The organism is Mesobacillus maritimus (assembly GCF_044803185.1).
GTDB classification, from domain to species: Bacteria; Bacillota; Bacilli; order Bacillales; family Cytobacillaceae; genus Mesobacillus_B; species Mesobacillus_B maritimus_B.
Genome location: NZ_CP085225.1, coordinates 2124918 through 2144910 on the forward strand (window position 1 = coordinate 2124918; position 19993 = coordinate 2144910).

The 19993-nt window shown below is 39.9% G+C and carries 20 protein-coding genes; 13 read left to right on the forward strand and 7 right to left on the reverse strand.

Annotated features, from left to right (window positions below; genetic code table 11):
* Positions 1–154: 154 nt before the first annotated feature.
* Both LG336_RS10015 and LG336_RS10020 read left to right on the forward strand, forming a co-directional pair.
* A complete protein-coding gene (locus LG336_RS10015; protein WP_404332428.1) occupies positions 155–1939 on the forward strand; it encodes an L-lactate permease in 1785 nt (594 codons plus the stop codon).
* Between the two features lie 193 nt (positions 1940–2132).
* Positions 2133–2363 (forward strand): glutaredoxin family protein, encoded by a 231-nt coding sequence (locus LG336_RS10020; protein ID WP_404332429.1) that lies wholly within the window; start codon positions 2133–2135, stop codon positions 2361–2363.
* 124 nt (positions 2364–2487) lie between these two features.
* Here the strand turns inward: LG336_RS10020 and LG336_RS10025 are convergent, their stop codons facing one another.
* The 3 genes from LG336_RS10025 to LG336_RS10035 form a co-directional block, all read right to left on the reverse strand.
* Positions 2488–2736 carry a DUF2535 family protein gene (locus tag LG336_RS10025; RefSeq protein WP_404332430.1) on the reverse strand — a complete coding sequence of 83 codons (249 nt, stop codon included), beginning with the start codon at positions 2734–2736 and terminating at the stop codon, positions 2488–2490.
* Positions 2737–2913: 177 nt separating this feature from the next.
* On the reverse strand, positions 2914–4041 hold the full coding sequence (gene nspC / locus LG336_RS10030) for a carboxynorspermidine decarboxylase (RefSeq protein ID WP_404332431.1): 1128 nt from the start codon (positions 4039–4041) through the stop codon (positions 2914–2916).
* A 4-nt stretch (positions 4042–4045) separates the two neighbouring features.
* Positions 4046–5272, reverse strand: a complete 1227-nt coding sequence (locus LG336_RS10035; protein WP_404332432.1) for a saccharopine dehydrogenase family protein — start codon at positions 5270–5272, stop codon at positions 4046–4048.
* Positions 5273–6078: 806 nt separating this feature from the next.
* Here LG336_RS10035 and LG336_RS10040 point away from each other — a divergent pair.
* Both LG336_RS10040 and LG336_RS10045 read left to right on the forward strand, forming a co-directional pair.
* Positions 6079–6261 (forward strand): hypothetical protein, encoded by a 183-nt coding sequence (locus LG336_RS10040; protein ID WP_404332433.1) that lies wholly within the window; start codon positions 6079–6081, stop codon positions 6259–6261.
* A gap of 280 nt (positions 6262–6541) precedes the next feature.
* A complete protein-coding gene (locus tag LG336_RS10045) occupies positions 6542–6784 on the forward strand; it encodes a hypothetical protein (RefSeq protein ID WP_404332434.1) in 243 nt (80 codons plus the stop codon).
* Between the two features lie 109 nt (positions 6785–6893).
* Here LG336_RS10045 and LG336_RS10050 read toward each other — a convergent pair whose 3' ends face one another.
* A complete protein-coding gene (locus LG336_RS10050) occupies positions 6894–7760 on the reverse strand; it encodes a nitroreductase family protein (protein ID WP_404332435.1) in 867 nt (288 codons plus the stop codon).
* Positions 7761–8019: 259 nt separating this feature from the next.
* Here LG336_RS10050 and LG336_RS10055 point away from each other — a divergent pair, with 259 nt between their 5' ends.
* Positions 8020–8934: an LD-carboxypeptidase gene (locus LG336_RS10055; RefSeq protein WP_404332436.1), complete on the forward strand. Its 915-nt coding sequence runs from the start codon at positions 8020–8022 to the stop codon at positions 8932–8934.
* Between the two features lie 344 nt (positions 8935–9278).
* Positions 9279–10241 carry a LacI family DNA-binding transcriptional regulator gene (locus LG336_RS10060; protein WP_404332437.1) on the forward strand — a complete coding sequence of 321 codons (963 nt, stop codon included), beginning with the start codon at positions 9279–9281 and terminating at the stop codon, positions 10239–10241.
* Positions 10242–10380: 139 nt separating this feature from the next.
* On the opposite strand, the gene LG336_RS10065 is transcribed toward LG336_RS10060, so the two are convergent.
* Both LG336_RS10065 and LG336_RS10070 read right to left on the reverse strand, forming a co-directional pair.
* Positions 10381–10524, reverse strand: a complete 144-nt coding sequence (locus tag LG336_RS10065; protein WP_404332438.1) for a hypothetical protein — start codon at positions 10522–10524, stop codon at positions 10381–10383.
* Between the two features lie 236 nt (positions 10525–10760).
* Positions 10761–11051, reverse strand: a complete 291-nt coding sequence (locus LG336_RS10070) for a hypothetical protein (RefSeq protein WP_404332439.1) — start codon at positions 11049–11051, stop codon at positions 10761–10763.
* A gap of 402 nt (positions 11052–11453) precedes the next feature.
* Here LG336_RS10070 and LG336_RS10075 point away from each other — a divergent pair, with 402 nt between their 5' ends.
* The 4 genes from LG336_RS10075 (at position 11454) to LG336_RS10090 (ending at position 15556) form a co-directional block, all read left to right on the forward strand.
* On the forward strand, positions 11454–12023 hold the full coding sequence (locus tag LG336_RS10075; RefSeq protein WP_404332440.1) for a DUF2179 domain-containing protein: 570 nt from the start codon (positions 11454–11456) through the stop codon (positions 12021–12023).
* A 168-nt stretch (positions 12024–12191) separates the two neighbouring features.
* Positions 12192–12662, forward strand: coding sequence for a hypothetical protein (locus LG336_RS10080; protein WP_404332441.1), 471 nt, complete (start codon positions 12192–12194; stop codon positions 12660–12662).
* A 175-nt stretch (positions 12663–12837) separates the two neighbouring features.
* Entirely contained in the window at positions 12838–13209 is a 372-nt protein-coding gene (locus LG336_RS10085) for a HEAT repeat domain-containing protein (RefSeq protein ID WP_404333132.1), read from the forward strand.
* Between the two features lie 358 nt (positions 13210–13567).
* Positions 13568–15556, forward strand: a complete 1989-nt coding sequence (locus LG336_RS10090) for an FAD-dependent oxidoreductase (RefSeq protein ID WP_404332442.1) — start codon at positions 13568–13570, stop codon at positions 15554–15556.
* Positions 15557–15736: 180 nt separating this feature from the next.
* Here LG336_RS10090 and LG336_RS10095 read toward each other — a convergent pair whose 3' ends face one another.
* Positions 15737–15931, reverse strand: a complete 195-nt coding sequence (locus LG336_RS10095) for an IDEAL domain-containing protein (RefSeq protein WP_404332443.1) — start codon at positions 15929–15931, stop codon at positions 15737–15739.
* Between the two features lie 644 nt (positions 15932–16575).
* Between LG336_RS10095 and proC the strand changes: the two genes are divergently transcribed.
* Genes proC through LG336_RS10110 form a run of 3 tightly spaced genes read left to right on the forward strand, consistent with a single transcriptional unit; the run spans position 16576 to position 19895 of the window.
* The gene (gene proC / locus LG336_RS10100) at positions 16576–17418 is read left to right on the forward strand and encodes a pyrroline-5-carboxylate reductase (protein WP_404332444.1); all 843 of its coding nucleotides are present in this window, start codon (positions 16576–16578) and stop codon (positions 17416–17418) included.
* Between the two features lie 40 nt (positions 17419–17458).
* Complete coding sequence (gene proB, locus LG336_RS10105; protein ID WP_404332445.1) at positions 17459–18583, forward strand: glutamate 5-kinase; 1125 nt, start codon at positions 17459–17461, stop codon at positions 18581–18583.
* Positions 18584–18629: 46 nt separating this feature from the next.
* Positions 18630–19895 (forward strand): glutamate-5-semialdehyde dehydrogenase, encoded by a 1266-nt coding sequence (locus LG336_RS10110; RefSeq protein WP_404332446.1) that lies wholly within the window; start codon positions 18630–18632, stop codon positions 19893–19895.
* The last annotated feature ends 98 nt before the right edge of the window (positions 19896–19993 follow it).

Sequence of the window (19993 nt, forward strand, 5' to 3'; positions counted from 1 at the left end):
ATTAGACTCTATTTTTTTAAATAATTTTTAAATAGTATTGTAGTATGAAAGCGTTTTAATTATAATAATATTGTTTAACGGATTATGTCATCAGATGACCTGTTAATGTGATTAGTGAAAAGGGGAATGATTTTTAGACAAGGGGGAATAGAAGTTGGCTATTGGTACATTGGCTTTAATTGCAACATTGCCTATCGTTTCTGTGTTTTTATTTTTGGTTATTTTAAGGTGGCCTGCCAAGAAAGCAATGCCTATATCGTTGGTTGTAACGATTCTGATGGCGATGTTTATTTGGAAAGTGCCAGGAAATCAGGTGGCTGCAGCAAGTATAAAGGGGATTGTGACAGCGATTGAAGTAGGGGTCATCGTATTTGGGGCGATTTTATTATTAAATACGCTAAAAGAAAGTGGAGCTATTTATACGATTCGGAAAGGTTTTACAAGTATTTCTCCAGACCGCCGGGTTCAGACGATTATTGTTTGTTGGTTATTTGGCTCCTTTTTAGAAGGGGCAGCTGGTTGGGGAGCACCGGCGACCATTGTTGGTCCGCTCTTGGTTGCCATCGGGTTTCCTGCCATGGGAGCAGTAATGGTAGCGCTTATCCTGCAATCAACCCCCGTTTCCTATGGGGCAGTTGGGACACCCATTTTAATCGGTGTGAATTCAGGATTAAAGGATTCGCCATTAGTTCAAGGTTACATAGCGGAGCAAGGAACAACGTTTGATGCATATATTAATGGCATTGGTGGACAAGTTGCCCTTATCCACGGCATAATCGGCATATTTATACCGTTATTTATGGTGACAATGCTGACATACTTTTTCGGGAAAAATAAATCGATTGCGGAAGGATTGGCGATTTGGAAGTTTGCCATCTTTTCTGGTTTCGCCTTTACTGTTCCATATGCGTTGGTCGCAAACCTATTGGGACCGGAATTCCCTTCCTTGGTTGGTGGATTAATCGGCTTAGCGATAGTCGTGCCGGCAGCTAAAAAAGGATGGTTCATCCCTAAAAAAGCTTGGGATTTCGATGATAATTCGAAATGGGATCCAGCGTGGACGGGCTCCCTTCAGGTTGACGAAACGGAAAAACCGAAGAAAAGCATTTCCTTCGTGGCTGCATGGATGCCATACCTGTTAGTAGCTGTTTTATTGGTTGTCACTAGATTAAAATACTTACCATTCTCGGCGTGGATTCAAGCTTGGGTGGTCAAATTTGAGAACGTTTTAGGCACGGCGATTACCATTGAATCGAAGCCATTAAATATTCCAGGAGTTATTTTTATCTTAGTTTCACTTTTATCAATCATCATTTTTAAAATGAATATGAAAGAGTACGGGCGTGCGGTAAAAGACTCTTTTAAAACGATTGTGAGTGCAATGGCTGCGTTGATTTTCGCTGTCCCAATGGTACAGGTGTTTATCAATTCAGGAATCAATGCAGCAGAATATGCAAGCATGCCGCTTGCATTGGCGGAAGGAATTTCGAACGCGTTTGGTGGCAATTGGCCGCTAGTAGCACCTACCATTGGTGCAATCGGGGCCTTTGCAGCCGGAAGCAATACGATTAGCAATATGATGTTCTCTCTCTTCCAATTTGGTGTGGCGGATAATATCCTTGCAGCACCGGCCACAATTGTAGCCTTACAGGCAGTCGGTGGTGCTGCTGGAAACATGATTTGTGTCCACAATGTTGTTGCCGCTTCCTCTTCGGCAGGGTTAATAGGAAAAGAAGGGAATTTAATTCGAAAGACACTCATTCCAATGACGTTCTATGTGATCTTTGCTGGTGGAATTGGCTATGTTGCCATCAATGGCATAGGTTTAAATGTGGGTACGATTGTTCTCGCGGGAGTAGCAGGATTTATTTTAACTTTTATTGTCAAAGGGCAGAAGCAAAATAAATTAGAGGTCGAACAATTTAGGAAATCAGCGTAAGTAAATGGGCAAGTCCTTTCCGGGCTTGCTTTTTATTATTAAGGCGGCCAAATTATTTATTCCCATATAGGGAAAAACAAAGATGTGCCTCGGCTATTCTGCCATTAATAAAAGCAGGCAGATAAATTGACAGTTTTACCGGGACACATTAAAATACCTATTAGGGTATATAAAATTTAAGGAGGAAAACCAAATGAACGATATTACCGTCTACTCAACCAATACTTGACCGTACTGCACCATGATGAAAGAATTCCTTGAGGCTCAAGGATTATCATACAAAGAAGTGAATGTGCAGGAAGACGCTGTCGCCGCTCAAAAGCTAGTGCAAGAAACAGGGCAGATGGGTGTACCACAAACTAAGGTCAACGGCCACTGGGTCCTCGGGTTTGACCCGGAAAAGCTCATGAAACTTGTGAAATAGGGTAGGGATAGAAGAGATTTATGCTTCTCGATTACTCAAGAAAAGCTCGATCCTAGATTGGACCGAGCTTTTCTGTTTCATCGTTTCATTTTTTATTGTAGTAAGATTTGCTTCCGTATGTAAACTAAGCATTTTTATAGTCACGGAGGGTAAATATCTCTTCAAAATCAGACCACTTCATTTTTCGTTTTACATAGTCACGAAAGGAATAACAGCTTTTTGGTTGAGGCGTTTCGTAAAGAGAGGAAACGAGGTTTTGCAACCGAACTTGTATAATAAAATAATGACGATCCTCTATCCCTAATACAGGGATATCAACCACCTTTACCTTCTGACCATAAATATTTTTAAATTCAAAGCTTTTGTATAACACCCTATCATCTTCTTTTGCCAGTTTCTTTCTATTATAACGTATTAACACATTAACGTGTTGAAAAATATGTAATTTTTAAAAAAATCATATAAATTTAATGGGGCAAATTAAAAAACCAGATTCCGTTAAGAATCTGGTTTAAGTACTTGTATGTGATAAAATGATCGAAAAGGTCGATTAAGCCAATCTCACTTTAAAATCTTGGTACCCAAATTGGCGTACAACCTGACAATCTCCATCTGATTTTTTGACCGCAATCGCAGGTAACGGCATGCCGTTAAAGGTGGTGTTTTTAACCATTGTGTAAATCGCCATGTCACCAAACACTAAGCGATCGCCGCTCTTTAATGGCTGATCAAAGGTATAATCACCAATCACATCGCCTGTCAAACAGGTTTGACCACCTAGACGATACATAAATGGCTTTTCGCCAACTTCCCCAGAACCGAATAGGGGAGGGCGATAAGGCATTTCCAATACATCTGGCATATGACAGGAAGCAGATGTATCAAGAATCGCAATTTCCATCCCATTTTGAATCGTATCAAGGACGGTTGTGACTAAGTACCCAGCATTTAGGGCAACCGCTTCACCTGGCTCAAGGTAAACCTCCAAGCCATATTTTTCTTGCATTCTCTTAATACAAGCTTCTAGTCTCGGGATATCATAATCTTCTCTTGTAATATGATGACCGCCACCAAAATTAATCCATTTCATTTGCGGTAACCATTCACCGAACTTTTCTTCTACAGCGTTTAGCGTTGTTTCCAAATCGTCTGAGTTTTGCTGACAAAGTGTGTGGAAATGTAGTCCGTCCACACCATCAAGCAAATCAGGACGAAAATGCTCTTTTGTTACCCCAAAGCGAGAGCCAGTTGTGCATGGGTCGTAGATCTCATGACCAACTTGTGTCGAGCATTCAGGATTAATGCGCAGGCCGACACTTCGACCTGCATCCAAAGCTTTCTGTTTAAATTTCTCCAATTGGGAGAAAGAGTTAAAGATAATATGGTCACAAATAGAAATGATTTCGTCAATTTCATCCTCGCGATAAGCAGGGGAGAAGACATGATTTTCTTTTCCCATTTCCTCGTAACCAAGGCGGGCCTCGAAAAGCCCGCTTGCAGTTGTACCACTTAGGTACTCTGCAATGAGTGGATACATCGTAGTCATCGAGAAGGCCTTTTGTGCTAAAACAATCTTGCATCCTGTACGGTCCATGACGCCCTTTAGGATTTTAAGATTCTTTTCGACAAGCGCTTCATCTACTACATAACTTGGGGTTTGCAATTCCTCGAACTTCATCTTATTATACGTACTCTTTCACTTTCTTAGGTTCATCAACAAGAGTTGGGTTCAGATCTTCATGCCATGGAAGTCCCCATTTATTTAATGCTTCCATGAATGGATCTGGATCAAATTCTTCGATATTGAATACGCCCGGCTTATTCCATTTTCCAGTCATGATCATCATCGCACCAATCATTGCTGGGACGCCTGTTGTATAAGAAACGGCTTGAGAGCCAACCTCTTGGTAGCATGCTTGATGGTCACAAACATTGTAAACGTAGTAAGTCTTATCTTTTCCATCCTTTTTCCCTTGGAAAATACAACCGATGTTTGTTTTACCAACTGTACGTGGTCCAAGTGAAGCAGGGTCTGGCAATACAGCTTTCAAGAACTGAAGCGGAATAATTTGCTTGCCTTCAAATTCAATTGGCTCGATGGACGTCATGCCAACATTTTCAAGAGCTTTCAAGTGAGTCAGGTAGCTTTGACCAAATGTCATGAAGAAGCGGATACGCTTAAGACCTGGTACGTTTTTCGCAAGTGACTCAAGTTCCTCATGGTACAACAAGTACATGTCTTTTTCGCCAACTTCAGGGAAGTTATAGACGCGTTTGATTTCCATTGGCTCTGTCTCGATCCACTCACCATTTTCCCAGTATCTTCCGTTTGCTGATACTTCACGGATATTGATTTCAGGGTTGAAGTTTGTTGCGAATGGGTAGCCATGATCGCCAGCATTACAGTCAAGAATATCGATGTATTCAATTTCATCAAAATGATGCTTTAATGCGTGAGCAGAGAATACACCCGTAACGCCTGGGTCAAATCCGCTTCCTAAAAGAGCTGTAATCCCAGCTTTTTCAAAACGCTCTTTGTAATCCCACTGCCATTTGTACTCAAACTTTGCCGTATCTTCTGGCTCATAGTTTGCTGTATCCATGTAGTGTGTTTTTGTTGCAAGACAAGCATCCATGATTGTTAAATCTTGGTATGGTAAAGCTAAGTTCATCACGATATCTGGTTTTACTTCTTCAATAAGAGCGATTAGCTCATCGACATTATTTGCATCAACTTGTGCAGTTGTAATTTTTGTTTTTCCACCATCTAATTTCGCCTTAAGATCATCACATTTAGATTTTGTACGGCTTGCGATACAAATCTCTTCGAAGACCTCACTGTTTTGAACACATTTGTGGATGGCTACGGAAGCCACTCCACCACAACCGATAATAAGCGCTTTTCCCATTATAAAAACCCCTAACATAATAGATTTTGCAACTTAAAGAGCTCATGTTCCTGACGAACTAGTAAGGAATCTACTAGTTTAGCTGTCTATTGCCATACCCACTCTATAAGTTTTTAAACAACAAAAAAAAGCATGTGCAAAACGCATAATGCGCACAACACTTGCTTTAGATATAATCAATATTAAAAAGGCATGGTTCATCCTTACGATAGCAATTATGTATTCGTCCTTAAAAAGAGCACAAGGACATGCTGGAAGGAAGCTCTTTAATATTCAAAATATATCATAATAGGACTCAGAGTCTATATAGCAAATAATTACTAAGTACTCTTATTGACCGTTTCACAAGTTTTGTGCATATGCACTGGTTGTAAAGTAACCAACTTATAAAATTTGAGCTTTTAACTCAATCAATAAGGCAAACTAAGTTGCCAATCGGCATTTGACCCGGCTGTCCGTATGGCCTTAACTCCCTTTCAGAAGTGGTCAAAATTATCTGCTTGGAAAGACCCGAATACCTTGAATATTAGCTTTCCAATTAACGCTTTCTATAATGTATCAACATGGAATAAAAATAGCAAGAGAAAATTTAAAAATATTTCTCTATTTTTTTCTGCAGGATTTTGTAAAAGATGGAAATGAAAAAAGTTCTTTCATAATATATAGTGCCACCCTGGAATATCTATTCCAATAATTAGTTTTAAGGGATGCGTGCTTTGAGAAGGAAGGGGAGACACAAGAAATTCCTTTCAGAATGAATGTTATAATGAAACTAACAAATAGTGGAAAGGCGAGGTGTTGTTCTTTTGATTTGGTTAATCCTGCTTACTCCGGTCTTAGTAATCGGTGCCATTGCCGTTTATTTTGAGAAAAAATCAGGAATGGTCCCACCCGAAGGCAGTACAGATAAACAACTTGATAAAATGGCAGAAGTAGATGCACAAACACGGAAAGATTTTGGCGGTACGAACACAGGTCCTTTTCAGTAAGTAAATACTATTTAGGGCGATTTTGCATTCGTTTTAAACGCTGGCTACATGTGCAATAAAACACTTCAAACTTAAAGCCAGGCAAATCAATTAACGATTAGCCGGGCTTTTTTTCGCCTTTCACATTTCACTTCATTGTGACATTTAAGCCCCTGGTTTAAATTTCAACTATGGTATTCTGAATTTGTTATAGAATTTGTCCGTAAAACCACGTGGGCTTGCCCCGTGGAGTAAGTCAGCTATTGAACAAGTAAAATAATAACTCTTTGGAGGGTCATCGATGAGCTGTGGTTGTTCTTCAAAATTAAAAGATGGAAGAGATATTGTGGATCATGTGAAAAGCAAAGGCAAAGATTTGCTTCCACCAACGGTACACCATAAAATTGCCTGTGAATGTGGGGAAGTTTTTACCTTGGAAACTGTCATTATGAACTGTCCAAAATGTGAAATGACTTATGCGGTGACCCCTTGTGGATCAGATGATATCAATAAAATTAAACAGGCTGGGATTCGTTACGCATAATGTAGAACAGGTTAGAAGCCGATAATGCGAAAAGGCTGAGATAGAAAGACAAGCAGATCTACCCACGACCTGCTTGTCTTTTTTACGTTCATTATTTCCAGTACAGTCATTACTTCCCGCGCTTCCAGCTAACAATATACTCTGTATGTTCATTTCCTGATTGGAGTTGAGGGTCGTCTATTTCCCAGCTTCCTGCTATTTGGAGTTCCTTACAAGCTAATTCAAACTGACACATGGCAATTCCCATATCTAATAGTTGCATATCATAGCCTAAACTCGAACTATAATTGGGTGTATGCTGAATATAAAAATGACATACTTTCCGGTCTTCTGACAAAACGAGTCTCCAAGGCTGTTTATTTGAGGCAGATGGTCCTAGCCTCACCATTTCAATGGGGATTTCCAATTGTTCAGCTTTTTCCTTGGTTAAGGCTTTCTTAAAGGTAGAATCGTAAAAAAGCTGATCCCAGCGTTTCTTATTATCTGCTTTTACAACGAAACGTAACGCTTTATCAAACACGCGCTGTTTATCTTTTGGGTACCCAAGTGGGGTAACACATGGGATGAATTCTTCCCCAGCTAACTGAATTTCCTCCTCAAAGGAATTGCGATTGAAGGTACCACCCATCCAACATGTGCCTATGCCTAGCTGTGTTAGGAATAAAGTAGCTCGGTGGAAAATGTATGCATACTCAACTAGTGCGTACTTTTCATTCACTGCGGTTCCTACTAAATAGGCTTTTGGGTTTTTAATGAAACCATATGTCCCAAGTTTAATTCCTTTATCAGTAACATTGTGGTTCACGGGAACAAAATGAATTCGTCCTGTTCCACCAAAGGGTCCAATGAAATTCTGGCTTTCCTTTAAATAGGCGTTAATTTTATTCTGATCTGAATCTGATAAAGATTTTGTATCATATGTCCGAATAGACTGTCGACCACGCATCGTTTCGATAAGTGAATGAATCACACTCATGGTTACACCCCTAAGGAAAATATTTTTCTCTTCATGATTGATTATACTACTAATCACAAATCACCTTTTAAATAGAATGTTACTGTTTTGGGGATATTGGTTCAGTCAAAGTAAATTCTATAATACAATTCCTGTCATCTTCCTTCTCATCCCGTTATATGGTTATAGAAGTAAACTTCTTTGCTATAGAGATAAATGGGATTAATTGAGCTATGTTTTTTTATTGTTGAACAGCCTTTTATTAACTGTGAGGTGAACCATGAACTTTCCAAACATCTTAACAAAAGGGGATACTGTTGGTATTATCGCACCTTCTTCTCCCGTTACCAAAGAGGAAGCCGATTTATGTAAAGACCTTGTTGAAAACATGGGCTACAAAGTAAAGATGGGGAAAACGGTTTATCGGTCAACCCATGGATATTCCGCAGGAACAGGGCAAGAAAAAGCGGATGATCTCCATCAAATGTTTGCCAATCAAGAGGTGAAAGCCATCTGGTGTATCCGAGGTGGAGATACAAGTTCTCATATGGTTGATAAAATTGACTACGAGTTGATTCGCAAACACCCTAAAATTTTTGTTGGATACAGTGATGTCACAAACCTACATGTAAATTTTAATCAAAAGTGTAATCTCGTTACGTTCCATGGACCAATGGTGAAATCGAATATGCTCCATGATTTTGATGGTTTTACAAAACAGAGTTTTGAAGCAGCCTTAGCGATGAAAAACGAGTTGCTCTTGGAGAATCCAGAGGGCGTGGATTTTCAAGTAATGGTGGAGGGGCATGCTGAGGGGACGATTGTTGGAGGAAACTTGGCTTTGCTAACGTCGATGATTGGAACGCCGTATGAGATGGATACAAAAGGGAAAATTCTCTTCATCGAAGATATTGGTGAAAGTGTAAGAAGGTTGGATCGTATGATGCATCAGCTAAAATATTCGAATAAATTACAAGATGCTGCGGGCTTTATCGTGGGAGACTTCGCAGATTGTCACAATGCTGTTGATGAAAATTATACCGTGATTGAAATGCTAAAAGACATCCTAGCAGATTACAAAAAGCCGGTCATGTATAATATACAATCCGGCCATTGTTTCCCAATGTCGACCATTCCTTTTGGGGTAACGTGTACCATGGATACTAGGTCTAAAAGCATAAAATTTACGAGATGAGTTCCACCAAACGGGTTCCGTTACCTATCACAAACATTAGATTGTAACATGGTGTGACCATTAAATTGATTCGAATTTGATGGTCGTTTTTTATTGGTAAAATACATCAAATAAAATGCTGTAATAATTATTTATCTTGTTATCAAATTTCTTTTTTACAGGATGTTTTTTTGTGTACTGAGAGATTGGAATTGATGCTAGTATCAAAACAGAACTACATAAGAATAGTAAGCACATAATACTTATAATAATGGACATCTTAGTACCTCCTTTATTAAACTCGAAATCAGTGTAATTTATGAAACGCGTATCATAGCAAGAAAAAAGTTTAAGGAGTTATCACTGTGGCAAATATTAAAGATATTGCAAAACTAGCTGGGGTATCCGTAACGACAGTTTCTCGTGTGTTAAATCATCATCCATATGTAAGTAAAGATAAAAAGGAAGCTGTTCTACGGGCTATGGAGGAATACGATTACCAACGTAATATTAATGCAGTCCACCTAAGTAAAGGAAAAACTTTCCTTATAGGGGTCGTGGTTCCATTTACAAATCATCCTTACTTTGGGTTGCTCGTTGAGGGGATTGCGAAAGAAGCAGTGAAAAACAATTACAAGTTGGTTCTATTTCAAACCAATTATGAAGAAGATAGAGAAATTGAAGCCTTAGAGATGTTACAGCATAAGCAAATAGATGCACTTATTATATGTTCAAGAAGTTGCGGATGGGATGTTATAGAGGAATATGTGGAATACGGGCCAATCATTTTTTGCGAAGATTCGAGAGGTCGAAATGTATCTTCAACATTCATTGACCATTATAAATGTTTCTCCAATGCATTAGATTATCTTTATAATAAGGGACATCAAAAGATTGGCTATTGTGTGGGAAGAAAATCAGGAACCAATAGCAAACAAAGGGAGAAGGCTTACAGAGATTTTTTGAATAAGGCAAACTTGTCATTTGACCCTGATTATATTTTTTTTGAATGTCTCAAATTTGAGGATGGAGTAAAAGTCGTACAAAAATTAACTAGAATGGACAATCCACCAACAGCTTTGCTGGTTACCAGCGACATCGTTGCGGCGGGAATTATCACCTACTGTAAGGAAAAAGAAATTTTATTACCTGATGACCTTGCTATAGTGGGATTCGATAACCAACCAATTGCAAAAATTATGCATATAACAACACTTGAAATTCCTTTGGTTGAAATAGGAGAAAGGTTGTTTCTTCAAGCAATAGACAATTGTACTATTTCTCACGAAGAGATCAATGTGAAATTAATTAAACGACAAACTGTATAAATAGTATTGGAGGATTAATATTTCGTCATAGTTGAAGAAGAAATGAAAAAAAGTACAAGGGAAAATTCAGGTCAGTGAACTGGATTTTTTAAAAATTTCAAATTTCACAACAAAACGATGCGCTTTCGCATCGTTTTCCTTAAGAAGAATCCTTTTCTGGTAATTTATCAACCCTAATCGAATCCTCTGAATTGACCGCGCCCCTGATAAATCTGAAGAAGAAGTAAAGCATTGCGAAGAAAATGGTCATAGCACCAATCGTTGTCAGCCATAGCCCTAACACATCTATCCCCTCCTTATGAGGATTTATATGCAGAAACGAAGCTACTTACGACAAGGTTTTCCAGTTTATGACCAAAGGAAAGATTCCTAATTCCAAATAAAAACGCTCCCCAGTGGGGAGCGTTATTTCTGCAGCAAGCGCCGCATGAGGGTTTATCTATCTATATTAAATTGTTTTGTTGAGCCCATTTTGTCACGTTTAACTGCTTATCTCCTCCTTCCTTTATCTTTATTTAGTTAACGATCACCTGGACCTATAAATTGTAATGCCGCAGGGGAATATACCCCGACTCTTCTCTTCATTTCCTCGGTTGGAATTCGGATTAGACTAGCAAGTCTACGTCCCTGTTTAGCGGAGTTGGTTAGGTTCGCCAGTTTTTCGGCTGCTCCTTTTACATTCTCCATTGTTCGAAACATCGTCATCACTTTTACACGGTGGAGGACTAATTGAACGACCTCCCTCACTTCATCACCTTCGGATTTGTTGGATCGGGCTTGGACCTTTCGCTGTAGTTTAAGAAATAGCATGCTTCATCACTACCTTTCCGAAAAGATGCAGGGGAATATTACCCTATGTGTAGGTAATTCATGATAAGTCCGTAAATTCCTTTGTTTGAAACTGCTCTTTTTAACGTCAATTTTCTTAGAGAACTGCGGTAAATCTAGCTTTCTCTAGCTATTTGGATAAATTCTATTATCGAATCAGGAAGGATGCTGTGGGATGTTGGAGAAAGAAACTTAAATTTTTTTCTTGGTTTACAAGCATAAAGCAAAGGGAATGGACATAGAGGTCAGAGGAAAAATGGGCTAGGTTTTTTCGCGTAGCCTTTAAAGGGAAAATGGTCAAAAAATTCAGGGGAAACACTAGCCTCAGCTAATGAATCCTGTTACACTACATAGGTTGAACTTTTTAAGGAAGAAGGTGGGAGAATGCTTCAAGCACTAATCATTTTTGTTGCCCAACTTATTTATGTTCCAGTGTTAACATTGAGAACAATCACGATGGTCAAAGGAATGAAAGAAAAAGCTGCCGCTCTTGGGATGCTCGAAGGAGTCATTTACGTTGTTGCACTTGGAATTGTTTTTAGTGATTTATCTAATTATCTAAATATGGCTGCCTATGCAATAGGTTTTGGTGTAGGTTTATATATTGGTCAAATGATCGAACAAAAGCTAGCGATTGGCTTTGTTACGATTGAAGTGAATATTATGAGTAAGAATGAAGAATTAACAAAGCATCTTCGTGATGAAGGTTTTAGCGTTTCTACCGCAGAAGTGGAAGGGATGAATCATGCTCGTCGTTATCGTCTCGATTGTACCGCAAGGCGTGACCGTGAACAGGAATTTATCCAAATTGTGAGTTCTTATGAACCAAGTGCCTTTATAGTTTCCTATGAACCACGTAACTTTAAAGGTGGATACATCACGAAGGCAATGAAGAAAAACAGAAAAAACAAGCAAAATAAAGAAACACAAAGCAAAGCCCCAACTCCCCTATAGAAAGAAGTGTCCAAAAGGACTATAATGTCCCAATGGACACTTCTTTTTATTATCCTTCAAGCATAGCTTAGGGACAGAGGGACAGGTACATTGTCCCGTTTCGGTCAAACGGGGCAGGGTGCCTGTCCCACGAGCATTTTATTGGATGAATAAGGGAAACCTACAGGAATGAGGTACACTATAAAAAGTGACTGGGATGATGTCATAGAAGAGGAGAGGGTTTTCATAACTACGTATAATGAACTAATTGAAAAGCTTAAGGAATTTGGAGTTCCGGATGAAAGTCTTCCGACGATTGATGAACCTAAAGTAACCATTGAACGGGATGTTAAAGTGTTTAATAATGATTTCAACATCCTGCAGTTAAATTTGCTTTATTCAATGATCACGGTTGAGGAGTGGGAGAAGGAAAAGGTTTTTTATATCACTTGGCAGAATACGGATTTGAAAGCGAACTTAAAACGATTTGTTCTATTCTACAATCAGAAAAAAGGAATCCTTCGTAGAAAGTATGTGTATAGGAACAATACACCATCTAGAAAAGAGGAAAAACGTTCTGTTCCTAAAGAGCAACTAATGGCCGCAGCAAGTAAGGGATTGCTTTCCATCATAATGGAAGATTTTAAACCGATGGAATAGCAAGGACCTAGGATAAAGACTTCCTGTTATGCAGGAAAGGAAGTCTTTTGGACAAGCTATAAATAAACTATAAATGAATTAGATTTCGTAATTTAGTAAGAGAAGGAGCTAGAATACTTTGAGAAAAAATGAACTACCTGAAAACTACGAGGAACTGAAGAAAAGTGTGAATCGAATGTCTAATTGGCGGGAGCGATTGGATGCGATTGATGAGTTGGCACAGTGGAAGCATGCGAAAATCATTGATGTACTCACGAACGTGATGAATACGGATCCCGTTGTGAAAGTGCAGGATGCTGCATACCGTACGCTGAAAAAGTTCGGTGAAAATGTTGATACACCTCCTAGGAAAAAAGGCGATGCTGTTAAGGGTGTAAATAAAATTTTACTTAGGATTAAGAAAAGTCTCCCAGAAGGACATTCATACGAAGAATTCAAAGAGAAGCTGAAGAAAATGCGACTTGATGTGTATGATACATACGAGGGAAATAAGGGAACCGATTTTGATAAGTGGCTTGAAAACACGTGGGCAGAACTTAATAAGTAAAAATGGAGAAGCAAGGGCAAGGAGCCTTGCTTCTTTTTTATAGTGGTTGAGTTAATATAAAATATTAATTTTTAACCGTTGATTGGAGCGGGAGGCACGAAGACTCCTGCGGGAGTACGGGGCAGGGGAGACCCCACAGGCGCTTAAAGCGCCGAGTAGGCTCCCCTGCACGCCCGCGGAAAGCGAAGTGCCTGGAGCGGAAATCAACACCAACGTTTAACAGAGCTTGGTTTTTAAATGACTCCTAATAATTGTCACTTTTACCCCGTAAATCATCCTCGTACTTCATTTATAATGATGGATAGAAATATATTTTTTACCTAACATTGTGAAATTCTTAACAAAGAAAGGGATGACTATGCCCACTATGAAATATCCTCATTTATTTGAACAGGGAAAAATCGGGAGTTTAACGTTAAAAAATCGTGTGGTGATGCCTGGAATGGGAACCAACTTTTCTGGTCATGATGGCCAGATTACCGACCAACAAATTACATACTATGAAGAGCGTGCCAAAGGGGGGACTGGGTTAATTATCACCGAGTTTACTTCTGTGGATTATGAATATGGTCGAGCAGGGTTTAATCAGCTGAGGATTGATGAAGAACGCTTCGTGCCTGGGATTCACCGACTGGCAAATGCAGTACAAAAATATGGCGCAAAGCTCTTTGTACAATTGCAGCATTCTGGTAGAGAAACGTATTCCATGGTCTTAGGTGGAGGCAGACAAATTGTTGCTCCAAGTGCCGTAACATGTGCGGCAATCGGCGAAGAGCCAAGAGCGTTGACGACCGAAGAAGTGAAAGAAATCATCAATAAATTTGTAATGGCGGCCCTTCGTTGTAAAAATGCCGGGGTTGACGGAGTAGAGCTTCACGGGGCCCACGGGTATTTAATTAATCAATTTCTCAGCCCAAACACTAATTTGCGGACCGATGAATATGGCGGTAGTTTTTATAATCGGATGAAATTTGTTGAGGAGATTGTGGTCGGGATTAAACAAGTCTGTGGCGCTGATTTTCCGATTTCCGTTCGACTAAGTGTCGATGAATTTGAAGAAGGCGGCATGATGATTCCTCTAAGCCAGGAAGTGGCACGTCGTTTAGAAATGGTTGGGGTAGATGCGATTCACGCAAGCTGTGGAAACTATAATTCGATGAATACGATGGTTGAAACGATGCAATACGAACAAGGCTGGAGAGTCTATCTTGCAGAGGAAATAAAGAAAGTGGTCAACATTCCGGTCATTACTGTTGGCGTTATTCGTGAACCGCAATTTGCTGAATCCATTTTAGCCGAAGGGAGAGCCGACTTCATCGCGATGGGACGTACTCATATCGCTGATCCTGAATGGGCGAAGAAAGCACTTGAAGGCCGTGACGATGAAATTAGAAAGTGTATTGTTTGCTTGTATTGTACAACGAAATCACAAGGCCATGTGAAATGCTCTGTCAACGTTAGAGCTGGCCGTGAACTAGAGTTTAGAGAATTCAAGAAAATTGAGGGAAAGAAACATGTTGCAATTGTCGGTGGTGGCCCTGGTGGCATGGAAGCGGCAAGGGTCCTGTCGCTAAAAGGCTATCAGGTTACAATATTTGAGAAAGACAATAAGCTCGGGGGCCAATTAAACCTTGTTACAGCACCCATTCCGAAAGAGAAAATGAACTGGATTATTCAATATCTCAGTAATGAAATGAAGCGGTTAAACGTTGATGTTCGTTTAAACACGGTTGCTTCAATTGAGGCGATCAAAGCGTTAAACCCATATGCCGTTTTATTAGCAACAGGCGCAAAACCAATAATTGCCGATATCGAGGGAAATACCCTCCCAATCGTCTGTGATTACGAAGATGTGTACCTGAAGCGGAAACACTTTGCGGGTAATAAAATTGTCGTCGTAGGCAGTGGCATGGTTTGTTATAGTGTAACAAGTCAGCTTGAGAAACAAGGCAATGAGGTAACCTTGGTTGAAATTCCTACTGAAACAGGCAGTAAAGTAACAGCGCCAACAAAAGCAATGCTGCATAATCGTTTAACAACAGCAGGTGTGAAGATTATTGAAGACCATATGGTATCAGCGGTTCGTCCGGATGGAATGTTAATGACCAATGTAGCAGGAGAACAAATCGAACTTGAAGCGGACCATGTAGTCTTTTCGATGGGAACAGAATCCTTTAACCCATTAGAAGAAAGTTATCGCAACCACTTTGATAATGTTTTTGTCATTGGAGATGCCATCAATCCTGGTTCGATTACACATGCGATGAGAGATGGCTTTGAAAAAGCTTATGTACTCGAAGACATTGCTATCAATAAAGTAGCAACTGCTGAATTAGTAGAGTCATAAATGCTTTTGGGGCTATATGGTATCGTGTATAAGTCTCTGGCATCAACTCACAGAAGTTAGATAACCGATTTTAATCACAAGGGAATAAAACCAAAAAGGAAGCCCAATCTATGATTTAGAATGAGCTTCCTTTTTTGTTTCTTATGTTACTACTTGCTATTAGCTAAAAGTTTAGTTGATTTAATTCACTTTCTTTAATTCTTCGGTTAATCGCAGAAATTCACTTTTGTTTTTGTCTAGTAAGGACTGATCGATTTTTTGCTGGATTTTTTCTTTTCGGAACTTAAGAAGAGCCTGGTCTAACACCATTTCAGCCATTAATGAATCTATTACATTTTCTTTGGATTTTGGTGAATTCAGCAATTTCTTATCCATTAAAATCACTCCTTAACCTTTTTTCTATTATACTAAAAATTGTTACAATATTCAAACTATTTATATTGGTAATTTACAAAAAAGAAAAAATCATCACCGTTTCTTATCCAATTTCCACTTTTGAATGAAGGGCTGCAACTTATAAATCAGGAAAGACTGACTCGATGCTTTTTACAAGACGCATTCCCCTTTCTACAAAGATTTAAAGTGTTAAGGGTATCATAATCAATTTTTGGGATGTTTCCTACAAAAGTGTGAGGTGTCCTGACACGGTAATTTGGGAGCTTATTCGAAAAAGGTAACAGGGGCATTTTTTTATAGGAAGACAACCTCCCAAACACTCATTTCCTATATTTGGTTGGCAAATAACAGGAACCTGTCACATATTGTCTAGAAAAGCAGGTTAATAAAAAATCGCATTTATGAAACAGGCAAATATCGCCTTTATCAAGGATTATCTAGCTTGAGAAGGCTTGAGAGGATGCTTAGATACCCATTTTGACCATTTCATTGACTATCTCGCCTTTATCCTGCTTACTTTCTTGTATCCTCTTGAATATGAAACTCAGCGTGTTACGATAGATAACGTTGGAAAAATTTGAACGTTTAGACGAACAAAATGAACCATCTCTAGGAGGATATGAATGTTAGAAAATAAAACAATCGCTTTTTTAGGAGCGGGTTCGATGGCGGAATCGATGATTTCAGGAGTCATCACCGCTGAAAAAATGCCAGCAAACCAAATATATGTCACGAATAAAAGCAATGCCGACAGACTTGAAGAGCTTCATTCAAAATACGGTGTGAACGCATTGCCACAAAGTGAACTTCCTTTTGAAAAAGTCGACCTGTTCATTTTAGCGATGAAACCGAAAGGGGCAGAAGAAGCCCTCCTTTCAATCAAGAATAAAATAAAGCCTGACCAAGTGATTCTTTCCGTACTTGCTGGGATTACGACAGAGTTTATGCAGGATCACTTAAATAAGAGTCAACAGGTCGTTCGTGTGATGCCCAATACATCTAGTATGATTCAAGAGTCCGCGACTGGAGTCGTTGCTGGTGAGTCAGTCACGATGGGGAATGTGAAATTGGTAACGGAATTACTTGAATGCATGGGCAAGGTTTTTTTAATCGAAGAGGACCAGATGGATGTGTTTACAGGTTTAGCCGGAAGTGGTCCAGCGTACTTCTATTATCTAATGGAGAATATGGAACGCATTGGTATTGAAAATGGAATTGATGAAGAAAAGGCGAGAAAGATAATTGCTCAAACGATTTATGGCGCAGCTAAAATGGTACTAGAGCAAGGGGAAGCTCCAGCTTCGCTAAGAGAAAAAGTCACTTCTCCAAATGGTACGACCGCTTCTGGAGTCGAAGCTCTAATAAAATTTAATGGCGGAGAAGCCATTTCACAGGCAGTTCTACATGCGGCAAACCGCTCAAAGGAAATCAGCAAGGAGCTTGAAGGGACGATTGTCACTCCTTAACGACTATTTTCAGGCTGCATATGTACACAGGAGGTATTAGATGTTAAACAGTGATAAACAGATAAAAAGAGTTGTTATTAAGATAGGAAGCAGCTCATTAACAAGTATGCACGGAGAGATTAGCCGGAGAAAGCTAGAAAATCTTGCAGAGCAAATTGTGGAGCTAAAGGATGCAGGTTATGAAACAGCGGTTGTTTCTTCCGGTGCAGTAGCGGCAGGATATCGGAAGCTTGGTTGCCTGGAACGGCCAACATCCCTCCCTGAAAAGCAAGCAGCAGCGTCCATTGGCCAGGGGCTCTTAATGGAATCTTATTCAGAACTCTTTTTATCTCACGGGTATGTTGCTTCGCAAATTTTAATCACGAGAAGTGATTTCTCCGATGAAACACGTTTTGAAAATGTAAAAAACACCATGAATGTTCTATTAGATCGTGGAATTATTCCGATTATCAATGAAAATGATACGGTGACTGTCGACCGTTTAAAATTTGGCGACAATGATACACTTGCGGCAAAGGTTGCCGGTCTAATTGATGCTGATTTCTTGATTATTTTATCGGATATTGATGGCCTTTATGACAGCAACCCGAATGATAATCCCGATGCTAAGCTACTAGAAAATGTCCATTGTATCACGCCCGAGATTGAAGAGGCTGCTGGAGACTCGGGGAGTGCGGTTGGAACAGGTGGCATGAAATCTAAGATTGAGGCTGTGAAAATTGCGATGGCCGCAGGAATTGATTCCTTTTTAGGAAAAGCAGGATGCGAACATATCTTGATGAATGCTGTAAATGGGACAGCAAGAGGCACTTATTTTGAACAGGAACCTGATGCATTAAACCTAGATGATAAGCAACAATGGATTGCGTTTCATTCTGGTCCTGAAGGAAAAGTCACCATCAGTTCTCACGGTAAAAATGCCATTATCGAGAAGCATGAAGACCTGTATCGATCTGATATTCAGGAAGTGATCGGGGAATTTGGTGACGGTGCCGTCGTTCGAATTCTTGATGAGACAGGAATTGAACTTGGACTGGGTCGTATCAATTATTCACATGAACAGCTGAGTGAAAGCGGAACTGAAGGGGAACAAGACCTTGTACCTGCGATTGCTCATGAGACCTTTGTCTGTGCACTTGACTTCCAGTTGCCAGCCATTGGGTAAGGTGATAAATCATATTAACTATGAATCTATTTTTAGGAGGGATTTAATGACTGCATCAGCCATACAAAACATAACCGTAGAAGAACAAGCGAAAAAGGCGAAAAAAGCAGCAAGAACATTAGGAATCCTTACAACTGAGGAAAAAAACCAAGCACTGCGGACGGTAGCAGATGCATTGGAAGCAAATTTTGAAGCCATTATAGCAGCAAATCTGATTGATTTAAAAAAGGGAGAAGAAAAAGGCTTTGAACAGGCGTTTATGGATCGTCTTTCTCTTAATAAAGAACGGATTTTTGATTTTGCCGAAGGGTTGCGCCAAGTAGCAGAGCTACCAGATCCGATTGGCGATGTCATGTCAGGATGGACTTTAGAGAATGGCCTGAAGGTGGAAGAAGTGCGTGTGCCCCTTGGTGTGATTGGGATGATTTATGAAGCACGTCCAAATGTGACCGCAGATGCTGCTGGTCTTGCTTTGAAATCGGGCAATGCGATTGTGCTAAAAGGCGGTTCTTCTGCGCTTAATTCCAACCGATCCATTGTTAAAATTATTCATCAGGCGTTGGAGAAGACGGCCATTCCGAAAGATGCGGTCCAGTTTATTGATAGTTTGAATCGAGAAGCGACGCAACAATTGTTCACCATGAAAGAGCATATTGATGTGTTAATCCCTAGAGGTGGAGCATCCTTGATCAAGGCAGTGGTGGAAAATGCGACTGTACCGGTTCTCGAAACAGGTGTCGGGAATTGCCATATTTATGTAGATCAAGAAGGCGATGCGGAAAAGGCAATCAATATTCTGATCAATGCAAAGACAGACCGTCCGGCAGTGTGCAATGCGGCAGAGACACTGATTGTTCATCAAAATTGGCTGAAGGAACACAAGGGCCTGTTGGCTGATGCGCTAACCAAACATGGAATTACGGTTCATGGTGACGAGACAGCCTTAGCTGAACTCCCTAATGTTCAACCAGCTACCGAAACTGACTGGGCGAATGAATACTTAAGTCTGGACCTAGCGGTAAAAACGGTAAACAGCTTAGAGGAAGCGATTGATCATATTGATCTTTATGGAACAAAGCATTCAGAGGCGATTATCACTGAAAACACTGCCACAGCTAAAAAGTTCATGCAGCTAGTGGATGCTGCAGCTCTTTACCATAATGCATCAACCAGGTTTACCGATGGCGGTGCTCTCGGATTCGGAGCAGAAATCGGAATCTCCACCCAAAAGCTCCACGCAAGAGGACCCATGGGCCTACCAGCCTTAACAACCAGAAAGTATTTAATGTCAGGGAACGGGCAGGTAAGGTAACGTTTTTATAGAATAGCTTGTAAAAGGAGCGATTGTTCAATATGAGCAATCGCTCTTTTAGCAAGAGAATCAACTAAAGTCAGAATGAGAGAAAATAC